Consider the following 24,935-nt stretch of genomic DNA (forward strand, 5'->3'; position numbering starts at 1 on the left):
CCTTGTGACTTGTGCAGCGGTTATTTAAACCATCCTTTTTCCTTAAACCGCATGATCGCCTCGATCCGGTTGCTGACGCCGAGCTTATCCAGAATGACGGAAATGTAGTTGCGGACGGTGCCGGTGGTAATATAGAGCTGACTGGCAATTTCCTTTGTATTCTTGCCGTCGGCGATCAGGTGCAGCACTTCCTGCTCCCGCTCGGTCAGCGGATTCTCCTCCCCGGCCTCCTCATCGACCAGCTCCGAGGCGTAGATGCGCCGACCGGCCATGACGCTGCGGATCGAATCCGCCAGTTCTTCGCTGGGGCTGTCTTTCAGCAAATACCCATGCACCCCGGCCTTCAGCGCGCGCTCGAAATAGCCGTAGCGGGCAAACGTCGTCAGGATGATCACCTTGCAGCCGCAGCCCTTCAGCTCCTCGGCCGCTTCCAGCCCGCTCTTCCCGGGCATCTCGATGTCCATGATGCAAATATCCGGCTTATGAAGGCGGACCAGCTTGACCGCATCCTCGCCATGGTTGGCCCGTCCGACAACCGTCATGTCCTCCTCCAGATCGAGCAAGGAAGCCAGCGCGCCCAACAGCAGCCGCTGATCCTCGGCAATGACAATGCGAATCATTCCCCCGCCTCCTTTTCCGGTTGTTTGAAGACATTCGGCACTTTCATCACGATCATCGTTCCCGGACCCGGACCGATTTCCAGGCTCCCGTTCACGAATTCGAGGCGCTCCTTCATGCCTCCCAGCCCGTTGCCCCGCAAGCAGTCCGGATGCTCCGCCAGACCGCAGCCGTCATCCTGCACCCGGACCACGAGCTCCGTCCGCGACGGCGTGATGGTAATCCAGCATGTGGATGCGCCGCTATGTTTGACAATATTGGTAACAGCTTCCTTCACGCACATACTGACCACATTTTCGTTCAGCAGCGAGGTGTTGGTCAGCTTCGGGCTGCCCTCCAGAATAAAATCGATCTGCGCCGCTTTCAGCATCTGCTTGACCCGAAATACTTCATCCTCCAGCCGCGTGCCGCGCATCTGGGTGACCATCTCCCGCACTTCCTTCAGCGCGCTTCTGGCGGTCTGATGAATGTCATTCAGCTCGGCTTGGGCGCGGCTCGGGTTTTTGCCGATCAATTTCCCGGCCAGATCGCTCTTGAGGCCGATAAGCGACAGCTTCTGGCCGAGCGTGTCGTGCAGGTCGCGGGCGATTCTTTGGCGTTCCTTCAGCTTGACGAGCTCGGAAACTTTCCTGTTCGCCACCTCGAGCTCGTCCTGCAGCTTCTCCCGCTTATTCCGGTTGTATGTGTTCACCGGCAGCAGAATGACGCCGATCAAGCTGACCAGCACAAACGGCAGCTGCGTAATAATGACCGGATTTTGCGTTACGAAGCCGTAATTGATCGAGACCAGCGTGCTGACCAGATGAATGGAATACAGCGTAAAAAATCCGACCCGATGCTGGATATTGCCGATAAAAAACGCCAGAAAGAGCGAGAAATACACATAGCCGAACAGCAGGCTCATCGTAATGGAAATGCCGATCTGCACGCTGGTCCAGAAGTACACCAGCCATCCTTTGGATACAAAAGTAAGCACATAGCATATAAAAAAGCCGATAATCATCGTAATGCCGACGACCACTTTATAAGTCGATGAAGAGCTGAAAATGAAATAAAACGGAAGAATATAAAAGACGACCCATACATAGGGGCTGAGTCCCGTATTTTTGTGAATAATTTGAATCCACTTGCGCATGGCGTCACCCTTGTCTTTTGAAACAGGCTTTTATTTTCCTTGCAAGCTCGGACTGGGGCTTTTCACCTGGCTGGCCGCCGCCGGCTTGCGGAGCAAAGGCTTGATGTCTTTAAAGCCTACAAAGTTTTTGCGCTCCTCGTCCCACAAGTGGAAACGAAGCGACTGCAAGCTGGTGCCAATCGTAAGCGTCGTAACCTTCTGCAGCTCGGGCGTGGCCTCATGCGCCTTCTCCAGATTATAGTTCGGCACCTTCGGACTCAGATGATGCACGTGATGAAACCCGATGTTTCCGGTGATCCACTGCAGCAGCTTCGGAAGCTTGTAATAAGAGCTCCCTTCTACGGCCGCTTTCACGTAGCTCCACTGGTCCTCATTCTCGAAGTAGGATTCCTCGAATTGATGCTGCACGTAAAACATCCAGATGCCAAGCAAGCCGGAGACGAAAAAGACCGGGCCTTGAACCAGCACAAAAGCCTGCCAACCGATCACCCAGATCAGCAGCGCATACAGAGCGACGATCGCCAGATTCGTTACGTAAGTGTTGATCCGCTCTTTGCGTCTCGCTCCCTTGCGGTTAAAGCGGTATTGAAGCAGAAACACGTAGACCGGGCCGACGACGAACATCGACAGCGGATTCCGGTAAATCCGGTAAGCGATCCGTCTCCATAGCGGAGCGGCAACGTATTCGTCCACGGTGAGAATCCAGATGTCCCCGACGCCGCGCTTATCGAGGTTGCTGCTTGTGGCATGATGAATCGAATGGCTGTTTTTCCACTGCTCATACGGACATAGCGTCATCACACCCGTGATATTTCCGAGTATATCATTAGCGAGCCGGCTTTTGAAGAACGATTGGTGACAACAGTCATGGAAAATAATAAAAGTCCGGACCACAAAGCCGCCGGCCACGATGGTGAGAGGAAGCGTCAACCAGTAAGAAACGGACAAGCTGGCATAGGCCGCATACCAGAGCAGCACCAGCGGTACCAACGTGTTCACAAGCTGCCATAGGCTTGATTTCGTATCGGTTTTCTCAAAGGGACCGACGTTCTTTTTAAGATGAGCTATATTCGCTTGGTGCATTCGTTTATTTCCTCCTCGATAGGACGCGCGGGGAACGTTATAGAACGTCGGACGCAGGTTTTCTATCCTCTATTATAGAGAAAGCGTCCGGCAGCCTGTAGTCATAAACGTCAGATCGAGGGTATGACAATCGTCATATATCACTGGGTTTAACTGGAATCTGATATAGCCGTATCGCCAGATTAAGGGAAGCGTCCATCGCTCGGATTCTCGCAAATGCCGGTTCGAGCGTATCGACGACTTCATCGATAAACAAATCGATATGGAATTTCAAGGTCGTTCCGAGCTGCCTTCCGTACGGCGTTTCCGGCGGAAAAGCAAAAGGACGCAATTGGATCGTATTCCCGCCCCTTGCCTGGTCCCTGATAAACCACGAAATAAACTCCAGGGCGACCAAGCCTTCTTCAGATCGTTCGATCTCAAATTCAAACTGGAGGAACACCTCGTTTTCCAGTCCGCCGTTAGTGCGCCTTAAAGTGGCGTGGGGCAGGTGGGCATAATCGGACAGGGACAGCATTTCGCGGTCGATCGGCTCCAAATTCTCCACGTGGCTTTCTACGCTGACCATTCCTTTTAAACGCAGTAAAGTCTCATGAAAATTGTTGACATCGATAGGATAATTGCTCATGTGATATTCCTTCTCTCCAAGATGATGAATATAGATTCGACAGCGGGACAACCGATCCTTTTTCGTAAGAAGGATGCGATAATTGGAAAACAGCTCCTAAAATCTCTATAGACCGACGGTCAGTCATATGGTAGTATAACCTATAGACTGACGGTCAGTCTATAGGAGGTATTCGTATGAAACGAATTGTTAAAGATCCGAAGACGCGGCGACAAGAGATTCTGACGGTGGCCGGTGAACTGTTTCGACATCACGGCTATGCGAGCACAACCGTGGAGGCGATCATCCAGAAGGTCGGCGTGGCGAAAGGGACTTTTTATTACTACTTTAAATCGAAGGAACAAATTCTGGATGCGCTTGTTCACGAACTGGTCGACCAGCTTTGCGAAGCCTATCAACAAATCGCTGACAACCCTGCGATGGGCGTGATGGATAAGCTGCGCCAGATGCTGCGGGGACAGCATCAGCTTGCGGTCAACGAAAGCGAGTTGATGGAAGGGCTGCACCGGCCCGAGAACCGGGAGCTTCACGAGCGGGTTAACATCGAAATTATCGTGAAAATTTCGCCGGTATTGGCCCAAGTTATCGAACAAGGCAAACAAGAAGCCCTGTTTGATGTGGAGTATCCGCTGGAAACCGTCCAATTTCTTCTTGCGGGGTCGCAATTTCTGCTGGAGTCCGGCCTCTTCCACTGGAATCAAGAGGAGCAGACGAGACGGCTTAAGTCCATGCAGGCGATGATCGAGAGGTCCTTAGGCGCGAAGCGGGGCTCCTTTTCATTTATTTAGGCGGGGGTGCGGAAATGAACATCCGGGACGCAGCGTTTCGAAAATTTCTTATCGTTTGGGCGGGGCAGCTCTTCTCGGCGATCGGGAGCGGACTGACGGCTTTTGCGCTGGGGGTCTTTGTGTTTCAGAAGACCCAGTCGGCCATGGACTATTCGTTGATCATTCTTTTCAATTTTTTGCCGTCGTTTCTTATGCTTCCGTTCACCGGGGTGCTTGCCGACCGGTTCGACCGCAAGAAGATGATGATTCTGGGAGATGCCGGGTCGATCGCGGGTATCTTGTTCATTTTGTTCGTCATGATGTCCGGAAATGTGGACCTGTGGCACATTTATTTGGGAGTCGCCTTAAGCTCGGTATCCACAGCGATTCAGACCCCCGCGTATAAAGCCGCCGTCTCCGATCTGGTGTCGGAAGAGCTGTATTCCCAAGCCAGCGGGCTTATTCAGTTGGCGGGATCGGCGCAATATCTCATCTCTCCGATGATTGCCGGGTTCCTTGTCAGTTATTTTGATATTAAGCTGGTTCTCATCCTCGATATCATGACTTTCCTGATCGCCGTTGCCGCCGTGCTGGTGATTGCGAAGCGCGAGGCTGCCCCGCGAAAGCAGGAAAACGGGGATTTTTTTCGGGATCTGGCCGACTCCTTCCGCTATCTCCTCTCCCGGAAAGGAATTCTATGGCTGGTTGTGCTAACCTCCATGGTTTGCTTTTATATCGGGCTGCTTCAATCGCTGTTCGGGCCGATGGTGCTGGCCTTGTCCGATTCGAGGACCTTGGGGATCGCCCTTTCCTTATCCGCAACCGGAATGCTGGTAAGCAGCCTGCTGATCGGCGTATTCGGCTTAAAACGAAGCAAGGTGTTCCTCCTCTCCCTGTTTCTTGCGCTGGCCGGTCTATTCTATGCCTTGATGGGTCTGTTCCCGGCCGTTGCGATGATTATCGTGTTCGGGTTCCTCTTTTTCGTCACGCTTCCGTTTGTGAATACTAGTCTGGAGGTGCTTATCCGGACGAATGTAGATAATGAAAACCAGGGCAGAGTATGGTCCATGGTTTACGCCATCTCGCAAGTGGGCTTCATCCTAGCCTTCGGGTCGGCGGGCTTCTTATCGGATCACGTGTTTAACCCGCTGCTTCTTCCGGACGGGGCGCTGAGCCAAACGGTCGGGCAGCTCATCGGGACCGGGCAAGGCAGAGGGATCGGCTTACTGTTCGTTCTTTCCGGGCTGCTGGTGTCCATCCTTGGTCTGTTGATCGGGCGGGTGAAGAAAATCCAAGCGCTGGAGTCAGACGCAGCCGGGGAAGCAAGAGCAGCCGATGTGTCTGGCTGAGCGGCGGGGACCGTGATCCGGCCAAGGCAGGCGCACGGGAAAAAGCCGATGCGGCATTCGGGCTATCTGCGCCTGACGCTTCATCGGCTTCTAGTATGCGATGCTGTTGTCCCTCGTTCTGTAAAAAAGAAACGCCCCTTAAGGCGTTTCAATGTACATCCTGTCAAACCACGAATTCCGACATGATGGTGCCAATATCATAAGGCGTAACGCCTCGATCCACCGCAAAAACCGTTTCGGCTTCGTCCGCACGCTCTACCATGCGACCTCTGGCCGTTGCGTGCAGCGTGAACAAATCATACAGGGTCAGCTTCGTCAGCGTGGTCATGGCTTTTCCCATCAGGACCATCCCTTTTTGATTGCCCTCGACATTGTTATAGTAGTACGGATGCTTCTTCAAAGCCAAATCCGTCCAGATCACGGTTCGTTCCACCAGATCCAGAATGACCGGAATGGCGATCTGGGTATCTGCGGTGAGATCGATCTTATCGGCTACGGTCGAAGGTTCGAATACCTCCCCGGTCTTCGGGGACTGCCGCATCATCCAACCGGCATAGCATTCCGGCAAGTTGCAATAGGGCTGCTCTGTGAACGAATTCAGCGAGGCGACGATGAATCGACCGCCATACCGGACGATCGAGGGAATATGCAGATCGATGAACTCACAAGCGCCTTGGGGAGCCGATGTAATATCTCCGCTATGCGCGGCTTTGTATTTGTCGGACCTCAGATTCGTGTACGAAATATGCTCGACGTACTGCCAATTCTTATCATACATCACCGCCGACAAGTCGATATCGACGCGCCCCGTATGCTTGCCGTTGACCATCCCTTCCTTCCACCAGAGGAAAAAGCGGATCGTATCCCCCTCCGGCATCCGAACCCGGCTGCCTCGCACGATCGTACGCAGCGCTTTGCTGGCCGACCGCTGCGAGAACGGCATCAAATACTGCTTCAAGCTTTCGTCGATATACACGTCTCCTAGCGGCGGGAGCTCCGAGAAGCGGCGGATTAAGGTACGTCTGCATGTGTCGACCACCGCTTCGCAAGCATCCGGATGAATACCCGGCAGTATATTCGGAATGGCCATGGCCTTCGCCACATTTCCTTTTGGGAAAAAGGTGCGCAGCTCGCGCATTTCCTGTCGATGGCTAAAATGAGCCATGACCTGAAGCAGCACCGGCGTAGATGCCTGATCGGCGACCTCGGCGAATTGGTCAATCACTTGCAAGGCGTCTTCAGAGAGCCGCAACAGATGATCCAACCGTCTGGCGAATTCACCCGCGCGCGTTTTCAGCAAAGCTGACGCGAGCAGCGTGTCCTTCCGGCGAAGCGCAAGCTCCACTTTTCCGCCGAACGTTTCGTACGGTTTATCGTTGCGGAGAATGTCGAAAGCCTCTTGGCAGCGAGCATACCGGTTTTTGTATTCGGCAGGGTGCAAAATTTCTCCAAGACGTATCCAACGATGCTTATAGCGCAGCATATCTTCGACGATATTGCCGCACCGGTCCAGCAGCCCCAGAAGCAAGCGCCGTTCGGCACGCTTGAATTTGCGGAACTTCGTGTTCGCCGCCAGACTAACATCCCCATCTGAGAGTGCAACAGCCAAGCGCAGCACATCCGTTGCCGCCTTCACGTATTTTCCGACGAGGTCAAGTCCGGCCTTATTGTACTTCAGCAGCGCACCGACCACAAAGCCCACATTTTCCTTCAAAGGAATCTCGTCCGGCAGCACGGCGCCCAGATCGTCGTAGGCTGCGATGACCCACTCGATATCTTCCTTGTCTTGCTCGGAAATCGAGCCGTTCGCCGAGATGAGATTGCGGATCGTTTGATCGAAATGTTCCGCGCTTCCCAGATCGATGATTTTCAGATCCACTTGATCCAGCAGCGGGAGTCTCTCAAGGGCCTTGTGCTCGGGCAGCTCGAGGGTGAGGTAGTGATAGATGGCGTGCAGATACAGCTCGGCTTGGCTGAGCAGCATCACTTGCTCGGGAAAATTGGGGTACATCGGCTTGAAGTTCACATTCGCTCCCAGAAGCGATTTCAAGTCCGCCACAAGCTGGTGGTAGAACGCCGTGAACTCTTCGATGGACAGGGTGCGAAGGACTTCCATTAACGGTTTGGAGAACGTAAAGCCCAGGTACTCGATATTTTTCAAGGCCGTTGCCATATATTTATCGGGAAGAGCATGACGGCCGGGTTGGACGATGACTTTTCGGTTTCTTCTCAGGTAAATGACGTTTTTCATTATAAGACTCCGGGAAGTATGAAAATACGACGCCCGGATGCCTCCTCTCCATAACGGATGGATCGTCATCAGGAAATTCGCATCTCTAATATCAGGGTTAGGTAAAAGGAAGAGATGCGATAGCCTGATGGTGGTCAATCGCTTCAGGAGAGCCGCCACCCTAATGTCCAATGAGTGTAGAAGGAAGGATGGCGATAGCCTGAAGAGATTTTCCCGGAAGCTGCGCGCCTTGTGGCGTTCGCTTCCTGAAGATGATTATTCCATAGTTTGGAGTACCCGAACAGGGTGAAAGTATTACGATAGTGGGGTTGGGGAGCTGGGGATAGATAAAATTGTTGCGGAAGGTACAATAAAAAGAGGGGGTTCGCCCCTCTTAACGTAGCTGGAATGTTAGTCATTCGTCTTACAAAGTAACAGGATCAGAGCGTAACCATTGCTCGCAATTATTAGTCATCTCCTGCAATACATTTATAAAAACACCGGCATGGTATCCGTCGCAAACCGCATGATGAACCTGCAAAGAAACAGGCAGCAAAATTTCACCGGCTTGTTCAAAATATTTGCCACATGTCGTAATCGGCAGCAAATACCGTCCATCCGTATAAATATTCAGATTGAACCCGGTAAAGCTCACCCATGGAATACATGAAATATTAACCGTATTCGGCGGCTCATTTCCTTTTGCAGATAAGCCCTTCACTTCGCCATACCTGTTCATATCATCCAGATAGTTTTGATAAAACACATCGAAGTCGTTCGAAAAATCGGTCCACATGGTAGAAAACGTTTTGTCATCTTTATGAAAAAAGGTAAAGCTGGGCAGCATCTTTTCCCAACACCCCAACTCCCCTTCATTATTGAAACAAACCCGGAATTCGCGATGCGCATTTACCGTTTTTGTAACCATATAAAGAAACGCAGGATAAAGCTTGAGACCTTTTGCCCGAAGGACTGGGAGCAATTGGGTAATGTTCAAGTTGGCCGTTATGCTGAACGTACATCTGGAGACATTTATAAAATGCTCGAAGTACGCCCGTCTTTCCCATTTGTCCATATCGATTACCGTAAAGTTCAATTGGATAACCTCCTAAAATAGTAAATTGCGTATTTTAGGAGGCTAACTCGCTTGCTCGTTTCATAATAACCATTCCCTTCCTCGCCTTAGGGCTCCCCAATGCAGGAGTTCGATGCCCATACCCTAAGTATATCCCTATATTCGATGGATGGAAAAGGGTTTTAATAATTGAAATAGAAAGTACCAGTTCAATACCATCGGAAAGGTGACTTGATATCCGATATTCATCACTACCGCCGCCAACAAACTACATAGATTCCCTGTCGAGTCAACAGCCGGTAAAAATATGAAGAGGAATGGGTAAACACGAGAGCCTTCGTACCCACTTTCCGTTTTCTCCTTGCTCACTTTGCGGAAATGGAGCGTTTGTCCTGCCGCGCATGTCCACGTACCTTGTTCGCTGTTATAGGTCCAGTTATCGATCTTGCTAATGTCTTTTTGCCATGCCTTGCTCTTTTCGTGGTGATAAGTGCTGTCTTTGACGATGGATTCGACTTCGTTCTGCTCCAAGTAGTCATAACTCTCTTCGCCGCCATAGCCCACATCAGCGATGACAGTGATTGGTAACTTGTATACTTTTTCGAGATAAGGGCTCTGCACATTATAGCCCGGCTTGAGCTGGTCGTTTCGCATGTGGTCTTCTTTCATTCGTATAAACGTGGCGTCATGGTCCGTTTTGCTGTAGCTGTTTCTCGTGCCTAAAATCGCTTCATAAGTCTCATACTTATGAAGGTGAGGAAGAAGATCCTTCCCCCGTGCTTTCCTTCTTCTTGCTTCTCGGCTTCCTCAATGGCGACAAACAAGGTCCTGACTTTCTCCTGGAGCTGGGCTTCTGCTTCAAGACAACCTTCCCCCAAACAAACGTAATACCACCGGAAATTGAAGAACTGCGGCAAACACGGTCTCCAGCGCAGTTTTCATTCGCTCGGAGCTAACCCGGTTGATAGTGCGGAAGTCTGGTCTTTGTCTGCCTGCAATCACATGGACATGACGTTTTGGTGGACGGCCTTGGCTATTTGGCCAGAAGAATAGATGCGCTGCGTGCAGGCGTAAATGATGATTTTGGTGAGCATCTTGGGGTGATAGCTATCTCATCTGCCTCTAGGGTAAGCCGCGTCGAAGATGTCGTCGAGACGATTGACGACGGCCTTTACCACGCGAACGAGCTGATTTGCAGGAAGGTCCTCTTCTAAATCCATTGGCAAGCAAAGTTAATCCATGCTATATTGAATGTACAAAGAAACCGTCTCCTTTTGCAATGGTTGATCGCACTTCCATTTTACAAAGGAACGGTTTCTTTTTGTTGCACTAAATGAAAAAGAGGGTGTCCCTCAGCCATTTAACATGGCTTTTGAGACACTCTTTTTTTGTCTGCCACTTCGATATATATGCGGATACTAACCAGGCAATTTGTAATCAAGGTCGGATTCATACGAGCTAATTTTCCAACCGTCTATACCTTTTATAAGTTTAAGGTAATCCGTGTTGACATGCTGTGCGTTATTCCGGCGGCTTGTTACAGATACCACTGCTTTTTTCTCCGTAGCAGAAGTTCTCCGAATTTCTTTTATCTGAAAGCTGGTTACCTCGCCGTACCAAATCCTTACGGTAATCACCATTTGTGGATTGTGATTTGACATAAGATCCGCTATCGCCCCGTAATCTTTCGTTCTGAAAGCACTGTAAAAAGAATTTAATAGATCCTTTTGTTCGATGTTATGATCTGCGTTAGGATTCACATAGTAATACTTGTAGAAGATAAGTGCCGAGAGAATCAAAAGTGCGGCAAGGCCGATGTAATAACGTTTTTTCAATCGCATCAAACCCACTCCTACCAAGGCTAGGCCACAGACCGCCTATTACTTGGAGATAGTTAAGATGGTTAAGGGGTAAAAGTTCTGGTCCCGACAACAACATGCTCATTGTTATGGTCTGTGAAATCAACAAGAACATTATTTATATTATAACCACAAAACCATCCTACTGTCATCGGAGCAAGGGAATTTGAATCATTCCCCTTTCCAATTCTGCCATTTTCCCATTTTACCGGTGTTGTTGTCGAGCCAAGTTGAGATCCCGTTGTCAAATCATCTGGAGAGATTTGCGCCATTGATGTCACTTTTTTAATGTTCATTCCTGTTCCATCCGCCTTAAAGTCACTAAACCAACCCATTGTACCTGTGATCGTAGAGGATCTTATTACCCCGGTAGTATCGTATCCGGTAACATTTAAAGCAACGGAATTGTCGGAAGGTACATAAAACTTCATTACCACCCACTGTCCCGGTTGGAAGTTAGCGTATGTTGGCACGTTGACATTTCCTGCACCGCGAAGGAACATGGCCCATGTATCGTCCCACGGAAAGTTATTCCCGGTAGGATTATTATATTGCAGCCCAATATCTATGCTATCCCCATCCTTATCAGTCGCTCCTGTGTAAATATGAGCTGTATCTCCCTTTGTTGAATTAGGGTTGATATAAAGGCCACTGGCCTTAGATGGAAGATATATATTAGTGTGGAAACGAGAATATCCCTTGTCTGAGATAACGCGACGATAGGGGCCAGTTCTATCAGTAGTTCCACAGTTAGATTCAGCGTTTTTCCAACCGGTGCCAGCTATTGTCATGAGATTAGTAGCATCAATCTTACATTTATCGTCTGGTTTTGTTTCCTTAAGTGGCTTTTCGTCCTTCATTTTCAATTTTCCGTTTGAATCGAATTTATCTTTGTTTTGCTTTCTAAACTCTTCAACTATTTCCGATCTATTGGCAATCACACTCCCGTCTTGATCAATGAAAAGAACATTCTCGCGATCTTCCTTGTCTAAGGTTGCCATGACTTTAGAGAGCTTTTCTTTATCTGATGCTGAAACACTAGCATCGATAAAGATATCTCCTTTGACACCTTTGCGGTCCAACTTCGCTTTTACATCAGCAGGAATTGTTGAGCCGGGTGAAGTTTTTCCAGTTATGTTTTCGGTAGCAAGAGCGTTTGAACTCATTGCAACAAAAAGCCCACCTACTAGAGTAAGAGCTGCAAATCTTTTGAACATCGATACAATCTCTCCTTTAGGATTAATTTGAACATACATTTCTGAGAATCTGACTAGGTTGGACGAACGACGCATTCGCGCAAAACCGTCACAAATCACATCCTTTTATGGAATATATATCCATTACACTTACCGATTATATCAGATCTAGATATAAATCAATATAAGTATAAAGTAACAAATTTTGTTATTAAAATCTCTGATAGCTGTATGATTATAATAGATATTATTAACTAAAAAAATTATATGGTAGCATCTTCGTTGGCTGCGACATTATTTCTGAAAGTGTGGGGGAGGAGAGACGAGACTAATTTAGTGGAATATTGAGGGATTATCTGTACTTGCACTGGAGCAGAGATACTTAAAGATCAATTTAAAATAGCTATAAGGGGGCGAATGAAATTCATAAAACGTGAAGATGAACATCTACCCGCTTATCAACTGAGCCGATATAAATTGAAAGCTTAAAGGGTTTCTTTCCCATTATAGCTATTTTACGATTCTGATAAAAAGCAATTATCCAGCACCTGTCTATAAAAAGGGCACCTCAAGGGTGCCTATTTTCATCTCCATATTATCCAAATTGCTTATGAGAGGATGGCTGCTCTTTTCTTTTCCTCGAAACCTCGTCCAAGTATTGGGTGAATTTGGATTCGCCGCTGTAGCTCAAGAACAACCACTCCAAGGCACGTGTCATTCCAATATAGAAAAGAGAAACTTCCCTCTCTTCAACCTCCTCTAGCGAAAACGGCATATTTTCGATATTGATAATAAAAACAGCACGGAAATCGAGACCTTTTGCGCTATCTATGGTCGATATCTTAATGGTACGTTCATTGCGAATAAAATTACGTTTTGACTCTGCATTCTCTGTAATCCATGTGAAGGGTAATTCGTGCTCGTTCAGGCTATGTTTAATTTCTTCGATGTAGGAAATCCGATGGCTGTTCTTCACTCGATATAAAATGGCTATATCTTCAAAAGGTATGTTTTTCTGTTGATGCAGATAGATAATCGACTTGGAAACAAAGTTCATTTCCTCTTGAATATCCCGAAAGCCTTTAATCATCGGTTCCGGACCCTTCCTCTTCGTGGATTGAGGAGGAATAATTTCTACGCCTTCTATGGAGCCGTCTTGAACTTTGTTCTTTAACTGGGAGTGTTCTTGATAAAAGTCCCAGGCAAATTGAACAATCTGCGCCGTATTGCGGTAATTAATAGAAAGAATTTTAGAACGTCCACGAAAATCAAGACCGATATCCTGAGCCAGACTTGTTTTTCTTTTAAAAATCGACTGTGCGCGATCTTCAACTAAGAGCAAAGACTGGGTATCCGGGTTCAAGCAGAGACTTAACAGCTTCAGCCAATCAGGCTCGAAATCTTGGCCCTCATCAATCAAGATCGCATCATAAGCGGGAACGATTGCCTCGTTCTTATTCAGCTTATCAAGCAAGGCGGGGATATCGCTATCTTTCATGTGCAAGCTGTTTCTAAGCCACTCATGAAAGTTGAATACCTCAATCTTCGATGCTTTGATCGGATTCGTTGCTTCTGCGTTGATTAAATCCATCAAGTCATCCGGTTCGTCCAATTTTTGCTCAATCATTTGCTTCAGACTTCGGGATAACGGAATGCCATAACAGAGAACAAGAATCTTCCAATCCGGATGAGCCTTGGCCAGCATTTTAGCGCGGCTGGCAAGGACTAGCGTTTTACCACTGCCAGCCACTCCCCGTATGAGTCGGTGCTTATCGCCGATTTGCTTTGCCATATTTTCTTGATGAAGGTCCATCGTTTTGATGTTATGCAGGGAAAGAAGCAGCTGATCCTGATGTTGGATAGGAGTCCTATACTCCGCGCTGATCCGCACTTCGGGAAACAAGTGGAAGCGAATTGCCTGAATATCTTCATCCGTGAGAATGGTCTTTCTGGTAGTCCACACGGTGAACATCTCATGAATCTTATCCCTTAAAATGTCAGGAGAAAACCCATCCTCATCTGGATCGATTTCATCTCTGCATAGTACAAATTGAGGTTCTATCACTCGGTATAGATCCAATTTAATAAAATCCTCTTACTTCATCCGTGTAAAGACGGTCCCGAAGCCGTATGGAAACTTTAAATAAAAACCCGTCTCTTGAACGAGGTTCTTATGGGACTGACCCCCAGACGTGAGACAAAATAAAACACCTTCAAGAGAATGCGACCATGTCATAAGATATGGAGACAACCTTGGAGGTGTTTTTGCTTTGGCAACCAGAGTCAGTTACCCGATGGAAGTGAAGATGAAAGCCATTGAGATGAGATTGGCAGGAATTCCAGTAAAAGATGTAATGGAGCAGCTGAACATACGAAACAGGACTCAACTTAAGACTTGGATGAGATGGTATCGTAGTGGGGAAAGTCATCGATTGGAGCAGCCTGTTGGTAAACAGTATAGCTACGGTAAAGGCCCTGAGTATCCGTCGGAAATCGAAAAATTGAAAGCTGAGAACCGGTTTCTGAAGCAACAACTGGACGTGTTAAAAAAGTACAAGGAACTGGAAAGGAGGTGTCGCCAGAAATCGTGATCCCATGGATGGAGTCCATTCGAGGGGAAGTCAGTGTGTCCCAAGCTTGTGCATGGCTAGGGATTCCCCGTGCGACGTATTATCGATGGAAAGCAGCATATGGGGCAAAGCATACGGAACCTGAGGTAGAGCGCATTCGGAATCTCTGTAAACAGCATAAATTTCGCTACGGCTACCGAAAGATCACTGCGTTACTTCGAAAGGAACAGACCATCAATCATAAACGTGTGCAACGGATTATGCAGCGTGAAGGGCTACAATGTCGCGTCAAGGTAAAGAAACGTAAACTCGCCGGACAGCCAGCCCACACCGCGGAGCACCTGCTGAAACGTCAATTTCAAGCCGATGCGCCGATGCAAAAACTGGTCACCGATATTACGTACTTGACGTTTGGAGGAAAAACGTTATACCTCTCGAGTATTTTAGACTTGTTTAACGGGGAGATTGTGGCTTACAGTATAGCAGACAAGCAAGATACGGCATTTGTTCTGGACACGCTAAATCAACTGCCAGACCTACCGGGCGCAATGCTCCATAGCGATCAAGGCAGTGTGTACACGTCCTGGGCCTACCAGGAAGCCGTGAAAGGAAAAGGCATTACCATGAGCATGTCCCGTAAGGGGACGCCCGCTGATAATGCCCGCATCGAATCGTTTCATTCCACGCTAAAGTCTGAAACGTTCTATCTCGAAGGTTTCACCTGTACAACGACGGCAATCGTTGAACAGACCGTTCGAGACTACATTACTTACTATAACTCAATTCGCATTCAAACGAAACTAAATAACCAGTCACCGATAGATTTTCGGCGACTGGCCGCTTAGACTTGTAAGGTGTTTTGATCCCTGTCTCACAAACGGGGGTCAGTCCGTTATCCTTCTTTAAGTAGTTTTCTATGATCCGAGCGTTATCCCGAGCCTGCTTGAGCGGACTTTTCGTTGTGATCAGCTCGCCGGCTGTGTTGCGTAGTGTCCATTCATCATGGTTCACTTGGTATAAGGTACTTTTGGTATAATCCTTAACTTCAAGGATAACAAGACCCAGATCAGGTCCGATAATCACAAAGTCGGGCCTTCGTCCCCGAATTTCAGGTTCATAATAAACGATATAGTCGCTCGGTAAATGATCTTTCAAACTCTCAAACAAAATACGTTCGCCAGCGGTTGCCCTTCTTGGGATCGTATCCGGCACCATATAAGCCATATTCTGTCTCTCCTAGTACGGAATACCTACTCGTACTATTATAGTACTAAATAGCCGCAAAATGAATACAGAATATGACAATTTTATCGACTCTCCCATTTAATGGACTGATTCACTTGAAATTGGCATTCAGTTCGTTCAAAGGTACAAATGAAGGCTCATCACTGGCATAATTAATTAATGGAAGAGGGCATGGTAACCTATGCCCTTTTTTTCCAAATATGAAGGGGGTACCCTTATGGATAAAGGAATATTAATGAATCAACTTCAGAGAGTTCCAAAACATAAAAAAGACATCTTGAAAAATCAATTTATTAAGAAATTTATTATCACTGACACTGAATACTATCAAAATTATGTGAATGTCGGAGACGGATACTTTCTCTGGTGTTGTTTTAAACAGCAAGGACACTTTTCTACTTTCTCTACAAACGAATTTGGAAGTGTTTTAGATAGTATAGAGACAAAAAATGTGCTGTTGTTCTGGGACTACTATATATCTCAAGATATTATGGAGTTGGGACGTAATGAGTTGATTCATTGTTCCAAACAATTTCTTGTCAATAATTTTAGTGCTTTTCCGCAAGATTTTTATGTGTTTGATGAAACATTGAAATGGGTCGTTATTAGTACTCACGAACAACAAAATGAACATGGAGATACTGGGTTTGTTATTAAGTTAGAGTAAATTGCAATTTTAAATACCTCTAAAATTCATGTACGGGAGTTTCGTAACAACTAAAGGGTGCAAAATGGCCATGTGTTTTTTCATTCGGTGTGGCGAATAAAAACAATTATCTAAGTGTTAGCACACTTATGAATCTTTCTGCTTCCTAAGCAACTGACTGACCCATCCTTGTGAAATTCCCAACATCTCGGCTAACTCCTTTTGCGAAGCTTTCGGGTTTTCCTTCATTGCTTGATGCAGACGATCCAAGGTTTCTTTTCTTCTTGCCGTCATTTTTTTCTTTTTAAAAAGAGCTTTTTGTGCCGCATCTGCCCGTTCTCGTTCCAATCGTTCCAGGAAAACTTGAAGCGGCGGAAGGCTCTGAATGCAGGGCATACAAATATAAAACCTTTTGAAATATATGATTTGCTGCTTGCCTGAACAAAACAAGCATTCTTTAGCGCGATATTTATAAACCATAATCGCCGTTCTCTCGTCATCACAGAAATACTCCGTCCTGACATTGGGTTCTAGATTCAAAACACGCCTAACCTCCGTGGGGATCACAATTCTCCCAAAATCGTCTACCACTCTAACAATCCCGGTCATTCTACCCTCTTGCATCAATACACCTCAAAATGAACAGTATTGAATTGAACTGATATTTAAAAAATGGCTTTAGCTTATACACCTCATCTTCCTAGTTTGAGCGATTAAAACGTATGCATCTAATTGTTGGCTTAAACGAATCATATGTTCACCAGTCAATCTTTCTCCCTGTTGTACAGCTTCTTCCATTCGTCTAAGGAGAGCCATCATCTCTTTCTGCAATTCTTCATCGTCCATATGGAGTACTGGTAAATCCGTAACCTCCCCTCCGCTAGCTGATAATTTCATGCAACTATTCTCCTCTCAAGATTCTCTATCAAAAGTTTCAAGAAAAGTATATTGGTTTTTCCTTCAAAATGGACTTTATAGAATTTTAAGAAAAAAAACATAAAACAAAATAAAAAACAGGCGAATATGCCTGTTTACAAATAGCAAATGTATTATAAATAATTCTAAAATCCAGTATCAGGTTCACTTAACTGGACAATTATAACGGGACTTTTTATTAGATCTGATGGGATAGTAAAGCCAACAAAAAATAGAGCAATTGCTACTAACAGGGCAAGCTTTTTCACGGCTCTTCACCTCCAGGATATTTTTAAGCTATTCGTATGCCTCCTTCAATTTAATTATATGTTTAAGCTCTAGGGATTTCGACAGCTTTATGTGAATTTTTAGCAATTCTCGAATACATTCGCTTATTTCTTCATAAGCACTAACTTGCCCAAATGATTTAATACAGTTTACGTAACTTTGTATACCTTCATCAATCAAGCCGATGGAAAGTTGATAGAATCCTTTATGCCTGAAGTACTTTCCAAGCGCCAAATACTTTTGAGGTGTCTTTGGCTGTTCAGGTAAAAACTCATGCTCTTTTTCTAATATCTCAGCAAAAGATTCAAAATCACCATTTTCCAGATAAATTTCTAATAACTCATCAGCTATGTGTATTCTATAGTCGCGGCTAAATTCATCCAAGTATCTTCGTAAGATAGGGATAGCTACTTCGTACTCTTTTTTTCTTGATTTAATCAAAGCTCGGATATGTAGAGAGGGTATGACAACAAATTCATTCTCCATCTTTTCAAAAATATCCAGATGCTTCTCAACTGCATCATAATTTTTAAGTTTCAATAATGAATTAATCAATGACAGATATACCCTTGCTTTTAGTTCTGTATCCTTTTTTTCAAGGGGAAGCCCCTTTTCACAAAGCTTTATACACTCGTTGTATTTTTTGATGGTGTATGCGTGCAAAGCCATTCTGAAATAAAATATGATTTTCTCCCCAGACGATAAAAAATCAACATAATAGGTTATTTCTTGACCCAATTGGAATGTTTCCTCTAACCGTTTTAAATCGTTCCTCTCAATCAAATATTTTTGCAACAGCCCCTTAGCAACGTAATACGGTACTCCGTGTTCTCTGGAATATTGAACAATAACAGTGAAAAGAGATGCCTTAAGAGGGGCATCGGATACCGTTTCCGTAAAATCAAATAATCGTTGCAAAGAATCTTCTGTACTCCTTTGCGGTGATTGAAGTAACCGCAAAGCTACCGCAGGGGCTAAAGTAAAGTCATCTTTCAGGGTGATTACCTCTCGCAATATTTCGAATAAAGTCTCCACTCGATCTTCTTCCCCAATATAACATTCTATAATCTCCGTATAGTGTGTTGGCAACGCTGTGGCTATGGCCTTAATCGTCTTAAACTCTGGACGCTTTGTTGCTCCAGTTTCTATTTTATGTAAAACCGTGATACCCACACCTGTTAGTTCCTCTAGTTCAGCATATGTCAAGTTTTTCTCTTTTCTAAGTTGGAAGATGATATCTGCGATGGTTTTATTCTGACAATCAGCATCCATACCCATCATAATACATACCTTCCTTTTTATATAAAATTTTTACATTGGTTAATTATATCAAAGTAAGTTCTAGCTTACAATTTACTGTTTATCATTATCCCCCTCTAACTCTTCCTTGGGATAAACGATTCGATAATTTTCTACAAAGTATAAGTGATATTTGGTAATAACTGCAATTACTTGTGAATTTTAAAGTAATAAACGGAATAAAAATAGACATTAATTCCTATCCCATATTTTGTTATTTTATGTTATTTTTGTTATGAGCAATGAGGTCGCGACAAATTGTTCATATTTTATTTAGGGAGGCATGTCCATTACAAAAAAAATTTGAATATGTATAAAAACTAAATATTAGGAATCAATACCCTTTATTATTATTTTTAAAATGTGTATAATTTTGGGAGGTAAATTCAAATGAATCTCAAAAAAGTACTGTCAGCCGGTGTTACAACGTTGGCCTTACTATCTGTCTTTTCTGTACCAGCGATTGCCTCTGGTCCCGGAGACTCTCTGTACTGGTGCGGTGATGGACAAAATGATTCTGAGTGTTTGGCAAAAGCACAAGAAAGCGACTATTGGACCACCATACCCGGAAATAGTCAGAAGGCCAGTGTTCCATATACAGCTCAGCTCAATACTACTGATACTCCTGCAGGGGATACAAAATCGGTTTATGGATGGAGCATGAACCTAAACGCACGTGATCTTACCTTGAGTCCTGATGTATACCTCAATAATAAGAAATTTGTAGATGTTGTAAAGTATAAAGTCGGCGGTCTAAATTTAACGCTTGATCAGGAATATGCTGAAAGTGGATGGACTTCTTTTTCTTCTACCTATACAGGGGGAGTTAACTCCTTGTTCATCCTGGAGAGATCCTCTTTTTATGGCGGCATGGGTGCGGATGACGTAGTTTTAAACAATAAATCATGGAAACCTTGATAATGGAGGACTGATTTCCTTATGAAAAAGTTCCGCTCAATAGCGCTTGTTATTGCTAGTATCTCTATTGCTTCAGGTGCAGGGTTCTATTTCACTTCTACTACTAAAGCTAATGACACTGCAGGACATGTTCAGGAACAAGTAACCATAATTAAACCAGCAACAGAGATTAAAGAAAAAATGCTTAATGCCATCGATAATTATCAAACCGTTCAAGGAGCATACCGAAACGTAACCAAAAACAGGAACATTACCGTTGATTTCGAAGTAGAACAAGGCTCTAACCCGTACAGTCGTATTTTGGTCAAAGACAAGGCAGGTATCAAAAAAGAATCTATTTCGGATAAGAATACCCTTATTGAGTTCGATGTAAAACACAAAACCTACACAAAAGACGACAAGTCCAAAATCAATGATGAAAAAGTGGCAGTACGTGAATTTAAAGACAGCAAGAATGAAAAGCATATGGTACATCGAAGCGATCCGGCTACGGCACAAGACGCTCAGCTTGTTACCTTTCCCCAACAAATTGCATTTTGGCTTAAAGATGACGAAAAAAACTATAGTATTGTTGGAAGTGAAACTATACTGAACCGAAATGCGACAGTCATTGAAGGTAAACTGACATCAACTCTATCCGAGAAATTTGGAAGCAAATTCAAACTCTGGGTAGATACTGAAACAGGGGTTCTGCTTAAATTACTGACGTTCGATGCGCAACAAAATGAAACAAGTCGAATTGAAGTTTTAAATATTGAATTTAATAAAAGCCTAACACATAAGTACCGGACGGATGATACAAAAGGATTTACGAACATTAAAGAAAGCGCGAAGTAAATTGAAATAGAGCGCACGACTAATTTAAAAGTTGTGCGCTTTTTTGTGTGCAAATATGGTACATCTGCCAGATTCAGCGGGACATTAGAGAAAAATAGTAGATGGGTACCCCGAGCATACTTGTAAACTGTAAAAATCGTTGGAAAAAATGAATTTATAACTTCTAAATAAGGACTTTTAAGCCGTTGGACTTTATTGATAAAAAATCTAAGGTTGCAGAATGGTACAATCCTTATGTCGATTATGCCTTTAGCTACCAATGGTATATCATTATTCCTTTCCATCAGCATAAGGATTCCGGCATCGGCCTAGCCCGTGGTCAAGCAGCTAAAATTATTGCAGATGCTACAGGCAAAAACTACCCAAAAGGATTCTATTCATTACCTTCTGGACAACGGCATTATAGAAGGTAAAGTGATAACTCTTTAAAGGGATTCAAGAAAGGTGATCCACTTACAAGAGCCGAAGCGTTGACGATGATTAAGCATGTGCATTCTAAGATAACAAATCCTCCCATTGGAACAAGAAAAATATGAACCGAAATCAGAAAAGTAACTTGTTTTCATGGAGGCTCAAGGTTCCTCTTAATCATTATTAAGGGGGAAAATCTATTATGAGTAACATCATTGTAGCTTTAAGGAAAATCCTCGATGAAAGTAATGAAAAAATACTGCTTCCTTACTCAGATGGAGAAATCGCTCCACATGTATGCAGCTTTAAATCACCTGCAACAGATGAAGAAATTAATCTATTAGAAACAACAACAGGTTTCAAGCTTCCTGATGATTATCGAAACTTCCTAGAGACCTGCAATGGTTGTAGTTTATTTGATCATCATTTGTATGGTGGCGAGGCTGAGCTTTACAGTACACAGGAAGTTATTGAACGATATCATAGTAGACCTGATGTAAAAAATCTGCTTCAAGTGGCTTGGATTTATCAGGACATCCTAGTGATCGATTTCGATAAAGTCGCCGCTGGCGTAAAAGAATTCATGTTTGTAAAACAAAGCGGATCATTTTATCGTCCTGGTAGAAATCTGTTTTGTAATTTTGAAACTTATTCTTAATAATAAGTAGGTCATGGCGACTTTAATTTCCTTAAAGGAGAATCAAATCTGCCCAGGTTTTTACCTAAACCCTCTTGAAACAAACAGTTAACGCAAGTAATGACTATCCGATTGGGGAAGATGACGGAGGCTGGAAGAACCTTTCCCTCCCCCGGTTCAGGATACGCCCTATCCATTTATGGATGACGCGGCTAAATGCAGCATATTGAGCAAAGCTTAGCGATTTGTATCATACGAAATTAACAAAGCTAACGATCCATATGTACCGTATGCGGGAACATGTGGGGGTTGTTTGGATTCTGTAATATTCGGTTAAAACCCTTGATTTATAAGGGTTTTAACCAACGCGTATTGTTCGTTTTGTTTGAGTTTTATTACTTGTTGACGTAGTTCGTCAACAAGTCGTCAACAAAGCCATTCATAATAAATCTATAAGAGTAAAATAAAAACATAACTAATTTTAGAAGCTTTTAAACTGCAATAAACAAACTACGGTATCAAGTGAGCTGCATAGAATAATGCAGCCAGTCTCCTCGGCACAATTCCTCGTTTTATTATGTTATTGGAATAACTTATCTAAAAAATCACTTGGTTTTTTAACTTCTCCGGTTGATGTATCGTTTTCCATAATTAAGGATACCAAATTATCAATTGGATCACCCGGACTATCTATTATTCTTTGTTTAATTACTCGTATTCCATAGTTAGCATACTCTTCACATATCTTAAGTTTTCTGTCTATTGTCTCTTCATCACTCAATAGAACATGCATATCACTTGTTTCAGCAATAGCAATACTATTAATTATAGATTCGTCCGTATCTCCTCGAAATACTGACCATGGAATTTCTCCCCCTACTTTTTCAAAACTCTGATTCTTCTCTTCTTTAAATCCAATAGAAGCAGAAAGTAGAAAAACATCCTTCATAGTGTTAAACACTTTGTAGTCACCTTCTGTTAGTTGTTTATATATATCTTCTGTGTCAGAGGCTCTTTTAACCCTGCGCGGCATACTGTTTTACCTCCTCAAGTTCAGTATATTCATGTTTCAAAGAAGCATCTTTTTTAGGATCAAAATAATTGAGTTTATATTCCTTTCCAACATAAGGTCTAATTTTCTTCTCAATTCCTGCGTATTGGGAGGAAGATACTAAGACAACTATCTGATGAGCCAATGAAGGAATACCTCCTGCTATCCTGGATTGATGATCTGGATCTAATGACCCGAAAGGCGAATCCATTACAATCGGTATAATTCCTCCTTTAAATAAATCATTTTTGGTCCCTCTCTCTGCCTGTTCACGAGCTATATCAACCAAAGCCCCCAAAAACGAAATACTTGTAATTTGCCTTTCCCCAGTAGACATATCTACTAGTTTTCTATCATTACCAAAAGGCTTATAGACATTAATTGAATAACTTTCATCAAGTTCTGCTGTATACCCCTTTCGTAATAATCTACCATATACCTCGCCAATTCTTTCCTGTAATCTTTCCCTAACATAATCTGCTTGAATATTTAAAATTTTCTTAATGACTTGAATTGAGGCTTCAGTAGCATCCATTCTCTTTTTTGCTAATTCCGACTTTTCATTCATTGCTTTGCTTTTTTTCAGCTCTGACTCAACTTCTTGTTTTTCACTCTCTAGTTGTTTAACTTGTACTTTAATTCCACCAATTTCTTGGTCTATATCACTAAATTCAAGTGACAGTTCTTTTCGTTTACGCTCGAGATCTCCAATTTCTTCACTATCTCTTTCAAACTCATCGCCAATATCTTCAATTTGTTCAATAACATCCTTTAGTTGTTCAAGTAGAGCAGACTTATCTTTCACCAACCGCTTTAAGTCAATAAAAAGCTGAGTTCTTTTTTCCTCTAGCATTTTGATATTTGCGCATGTTTGTATATAACTGGATTCTAGTTCTTCACTTCCCGCTTTTGATTTCCACGACTCCACCATAGCGTAATGCTCAGATCCTGGTACAAGCTTTTCTCCACAAATACAAACTTCTCGCTCCAATAAGTCTTCCACAAATTGTTTTTTTATGCCTGACGGTATTTCGCCTTTTTTTCTTTTCACTTCAAGTATGTCTTTCGTTGCATTAATAGCTTTATCGGAAAAGGCCAAGTATCCCCTTTCACTGCAAATACTTATTATTTCTTTATTAATACCATCAATTTGTTCGTTCACTTCATTTCTGTTATTTTCGAGTTCTTCCCTTTTCTCTTGTAATTCTTTTGCTCCCTCAAGTTTTTTAAGTTTTTGGTCTATTTCAATGATTTGATTTTGAATAGATCGTTGATTTCTTTCCTTTTGATCAATATTCATATTTTTATTATTTATTTGTTCTTCAATAGAATTAAGTTTAGTTATTAATAATTGCGTTTCTGGTGCAGAATGATTTTTTAACTCATCTCGAAATTTCTTTTGTACTTTCTCAAGATGCTTATTTGCACGCTCCATCATCTCTAAGCCCATAATCGTTTTTATTGCAGTTTGTACATCTTCTGCTCTCTCATTTTTTGACAAATTATCTATTCTTTCTCCATCAAAAAAGAAATATGAACTCATAGTTTTAGGCATTATCTGTTCGACTATTCTTTTGGGATTGTCTGATTTTTGTGGTTTACCTGCCTCATCAATGTATTCAACATTACTATATTCATTAACAATAATGTATTCACTATCGTTGGCTTTTTCACATGTTTGAAATCGAGCAACTGTATATTTTCTATTATGTTCTTTAAATCTTATAATGACGGAAATATCAGCAGTTTCACCTATTTTCATCTCTAACTGTTTTCGTTCATTAAGTAAAGACTCTCTTTGATAAGTAACTTCATCATAGAAACACCAATTAAATGCATTGAGAAGAGCCGTCTTTCCCGAACCATTCTCCCCATGAATTATAGTTACATTCTTACTTCCCTCCGGTTTTGCAAATAATATCATTTGCTTATCATAAAATTGTCTGAAGTTTTGTAACGTAATGCTTTCAATTAACATAGGAGTCCTCCCGTTATTTTTTTATAAAATTTACCACGATTCTTTCAATCTCCTCAGTTAAACGAGGTCTCGCTTCATGAAGATGTTTTGTCTCTAAATCAATGACTTCTTGTACAATTTTTTGTACCTCTACTGGCTGTTCTTCAAATATTTTTTTCATTGTTTCTTTTTTATTCTCAGATACTGTTGACATTGATACC

At 43.6% G+C, this 24,935-nt stretch carries 23 protein-coding genes and 3 pseudogenes; 8 read left to right on the forward strand and 18 right to left on the reverse strand.

Annotated elements, in window-relative coordinates:
* Positions 1–20: 20 nt before the first annotated feature.
* From KQX66_RS06750 to KQX66_RS06765, 4 genes are all read right to left on the reverse strand, one after another.
* Positions 21–620, reverse strand: coding sequence for a response regulator transcription factor (locus KQX66_RS06750; protein ID WP_216791270.1), 600 nt, complete (start codon positions 618–620; stop codon positions 21–23).
* Positions 617–1,753, reverse strand: coding sequence for a sensor histidine kinase (locus KQX66_RS06755; protein WP_216791273.1), 1,137 nt, complete (start codon positions 1,751–1,753; stop codon positions 617–619). The genes KQX66_RS06750 and KQX66_RS06755 overlap by 4 nt, the downstream gene beginning before the upstream one ends.
* A 30-nt stretch (positions 1,754–1,783) precedes the next feature.
* Positions 1,784–2,836, reverse strand: a complete 1,053-nt coding sequence (gene desA, locus KQX66_RS06760) for a Delta(5) desaturase DesA (RefSeq protein WP_216791275.1) — start codon at positions 2,834–2,836, stop codon at positions 1,784–1,786.
* Between the two features lie 133 nt (positions 2,837–2,969).
* Positions 2,970–3,464, reverse strand: a complete 495-nt coding sequence (locus tag KQX66_RS06765) for a hypothetical protein (RefSeq protein WP_216791277.1) — start codon at positions 3,462–3,464, stop codon at positions 2,970–2,972.
* A gap of 176 nt (positions 3,465–3,640) precedes the next feature.
* Between KQX66_RS06765 and KQX66_RS06770 the strand changes: the two genes are divergently transcribed.
* Together KQX66_RS06770 and KQX66_RS06775 are read left to right on the forward strand one after the other, a co-directional pair.
* Complete coding sequence (locus KQX66_RS06770) at positions 3,641–4,252, forward strand: TetR/AcrR family transcriptional regulator (RefSeq protein ID WP_216791280.1); 612 nt, start codon at positions 3,641–3,643, stop codon at positions 4,250–4,252.
* Between the two features lie 14 nt (positions 4,253–4,266).
* Positions 4,267–5,580 (forward strand): MFS transporter, encoded by a 1,314-nt coding sequence (locus KQX66_RS06775; protein ID WP_216791283.1) that lies wholly within the window; start codon positions 4,267–4,269, stop codon positions 5,578–5,580.
* A gap of 163 nt (positions 5,581–5,743) precedes the next feature.
* Here the strand turns inward: KQX66_RS06775 and KQX66_RS06780 are convergent, their stop codons facing one another.
* The 6 genes and pseudogenes from KQX66_RS06780 to KQX66_RS06805 form a co-directional block, all read right to left on the reverse strand.
* Positions 5,744–7,831: a TerD family protein gene (locus KQX66_RS06780; protein ID WP_216791285.1), complete on the reverse strand. Its 2,088-nt coding sequence runs from the start codon at positions 7,829–7,831 to the stop codon at positions 5,744–5,746.
* A 403-nt stretch (positions 7,832–8,234) separates the two neighbouring features.
* The gene (gene catA / locus KQX66_RS06785) at positions 8,235–8,906 is read right to left on the reverse strand and encodes a type A chloramphenicol O-acetyltransferase (RefSeq protein WP_216791287.1); all 672 of its coding nucleotides are present in this window, start codon (positions 8,904–8,906) and stop codon (positions 8,235–8,237) included.
* A 378-nt stretch (positions 8,907–9,284) separates the two neighbouring features.
* A pseudogene (locus KQX66_RS38680) lies at positions 9,285–10,105 on the reverse strand (transposase); the annotation flags it as partial.
* A 198-nt stretch (positions 10,106–10,303) separates the two neighbouring features.
* Positions 10,304–10,726 carry a hypothetical protein gene (locus tag KQX66_RS06795; RefSeq protein ID WP_216791291.1) on the reverse strand — a complete coding sequence of 141 codons (423 nt, stop codon included), beginning with the start codon at positions 10,724–10,726 and terminating at the stop codon, positions 10,304–10,306.
* A gap of 62 nt (positions 10,727–10,788) precedes the next feature.
* Positions 10,789–11,961, reverse strand: coding sequence for a hypothetical protein (locus tag KQX66_RS06800; RefSeq protein ID WP_216791293.1), 1,173 nt, complete (start codon positions 11,959–11,961; stop codon positions 10,789–10,791).
* Between the two features lie 574 nt (positions 11,962–12,535).
* Positions 12,536–14,113, reverse strand: a pseudogene (locus tag KQX66_RS06805) (DEAD/DEAH box helicase); the annotation flags it as partial.
* 97 nt (positions 14,114–14,210) lie between these two features.
* Between KQX66_RS06805 and KQX66_RS06810 the strand changes: the two are divergent.
* A protein-coding gene (locus KQX66_RS06810) for an IS3 family transposase (protein WP_216791295.1) occupies positions 14,211–15,355 on the forward strand; the annotation gives its coding sequence in 2 pieces (ribosomal slippage) (positions 14,211–14,484 and positions 14,484–15,355; 1,146 coding nt in all).
* 40 nt (positions 15,356–15,395) lie between these two features.
* Here the strand turns inward: KQX66_RS06810 and KQX66_RS06815 are convergent.
* Positions 15,396–15,734, reverse strand: a pseudogene (locus tag KQX66_RS06815) (nuclease-related domain-containing protein); the annotation flags it as partial.
* A 238-nt stretch (positions 15,735–15,972) separates the two neighbouring features.
* Between KQX66_RS06815 and KQX66_RS06820 the strand changes: the two are divergent.
* Positions 15,973–16,422, forward strand: a complete 450-nt coding sequence (locus KQX66_RS06820) for a hypothetical protein (protein ID WP_216791297.1) — start codon at positions 15,973–15,975, stop codon at positions 16,420–16,422.
* A 126-nt stretch (positions 16,423–16,548) separates the two neighbouring features.
* On the opposite strand, the gene KQX66_RS06825 is transcribed toward KQX66_RS06820, so the two are convergent.
* From KQX66_RS06825 to KQX66_RS06835, 4 genes are all read right to left on the reverse strand, one after another.
* Entirely contained in the window at positions 16,549–17,025 is a 477-nt protein-coding gene (locus KQX66_RS06825) for an AbrB/MazE/SpoVT family DNA-binding domain-containing protein (protein ID WP_216791299.1), read from the reverse strand.
* Between the two features lie 54 nt (positions 17,026–17,079).
* Positions 17,080–17,298, reverse strand: a complete 219-nt coding sequence (locus KQX66_RS06830) for a hypothetical protein (protein ID WP_216791302.1) — start codon at positions 17,296–17,298, stop codon at positions 17,080–17,082.
* A gap of 164 nt (positions 17,299–17,462) precedes the next feature.
* Positions 17,463–17,585: a hypothetical protein gene (locus tag KQX66_RS37770; protein WP_284439789.1), complete on the reverse strand. Its 123-nt coding sequence runs from the start codon at positions 17,583–17,585 to the stop codon at positions 17,463–17,465.
* A gap of 28 nt (positions 17,586–17,613) precedes the next feature.
* On the reverse strand, positions 17,614–18,885 hold the full coding sequence (locus KQX66_RS06835; protein WP_253956980.1) for a helix-turn-helix domain-containing protein: 1,272 nt from the start codon (positions 18,883–18,885) through the stop codon (positions 17,614–17,616).
* A 408-nt stretch (positions 18,886–19,293) separates the two neighbouring features.
* Between KQX66_RS06835 and KQX66_RS06840 the strand changes: the two genes are divergently transcribed.
* From KQX66_RS06840 to KQX66_RS06855, 4 genes are all read left to right on the forward strand, one after another.
* Positions 19,294–19,821, forward strand: a complete 528-nt coding sequence (locus KQX66_RS06840; RefSeq protein WP_216791304.1) for a hypothetical protein — start codon at positions 19,294–19,296, stop codon at positions 19,819–19,821.
* A 21-nt stretch (positions 19,822–19,842) separates the two neighbouring features.
* Positions 19,843–20,658, forward strand: a complete 816-nt coding sequence (locus tag KQX66_RS06845; RefSeq protein WP_216791307.1) for a sigma-E factor regulatory protein RseB domain-containing protein — start codon at positions 19,843–19,845, stop codon at positions 20,656–20,658.
* A gap of 185 nt (positions 20,659–20,843) precedes the next feature.
* On the forward strand, positions 20,844–21,071 hold the full coding sequence (locus KQX66_RS06850) for a hypothetical protein (protein WP_216791309.1): 228 nt from the start codon (positions 20,844–20,846) through the stop codon (positions 21,069–21,071).
* Positions 21,072–21,271: 200 nt separating this feature from the next.
* Positions 21,272–21,727, forward strand: coding sequence for an SMI1/KNR4 family protein (locus tag KQX66_RS06855; RefSeq protein ID WP_216791311.1), 456 nt, complete (start codon positions 21,272–21,274; stop codon positions 21,725–21,727).
* Between the two features lie 559 nt (positions 21,728–22,286).
* Here KQX66_RS06855 and KQX66_RS06860 read toward each other — a convergent pair.
* Genes KQX66_RS06860 through KQX66_RS06870 form a run of 3 tightly spaced genes read right to left on the reverse strand, consistent with a single transcriptional unit; the run spans position 22,287 to position 24,928 of the window.
* Positions 22,287–22,739: a DNA phosphorothioation-associated protein 4 gene (locus tag KQX66_RS06860; protein WP_216791314.1), complete on the reverse strand. Its 453-nt coding sequence runs from the start codon at positions 22,737–22,739 to the stop codon at positions 22,287–22,289.
* Positions 22,723–24,735, reverse strand: a complete 2,013-nt coding sequence (locus KQX66_RS06865) for an AAA family ATPase (protein ID WP_216791316.1) — start codon at positions 24,733–24,735, stop codon at positions 22,723–22,725. The genes KQX66_RS06860 and KQX66_RS06865 overlap by 17 nt, the downstream gene beginning before the upstream one ends.
* A gap of 13 nt (positions 24,736–24,748) precedes the next feature.
* Positions 24,749–24,928, reverse strand: coding sequence for a hypothetical protein (locus KQX66_RS06870; RefSeq protein WP_216791318.1), 180 nt, complete (start codon positions 24,926–24,928; stop codon positions 24,749–24,751).
* Between the last annotated feature and the right edge of the window lie 7 nt (positions 24,929–24,935).

Source organism: Paenibacillus oleatilyticus, assembly GCF_018998565.1.
Taxonomy (GTDB): domain Bacteria; phylum Bacillota; class Bacilli; order Paenibacillales; family NBRC-103111; genus Paenibacillus_G; species Paenibacillus_G oleatilyticus.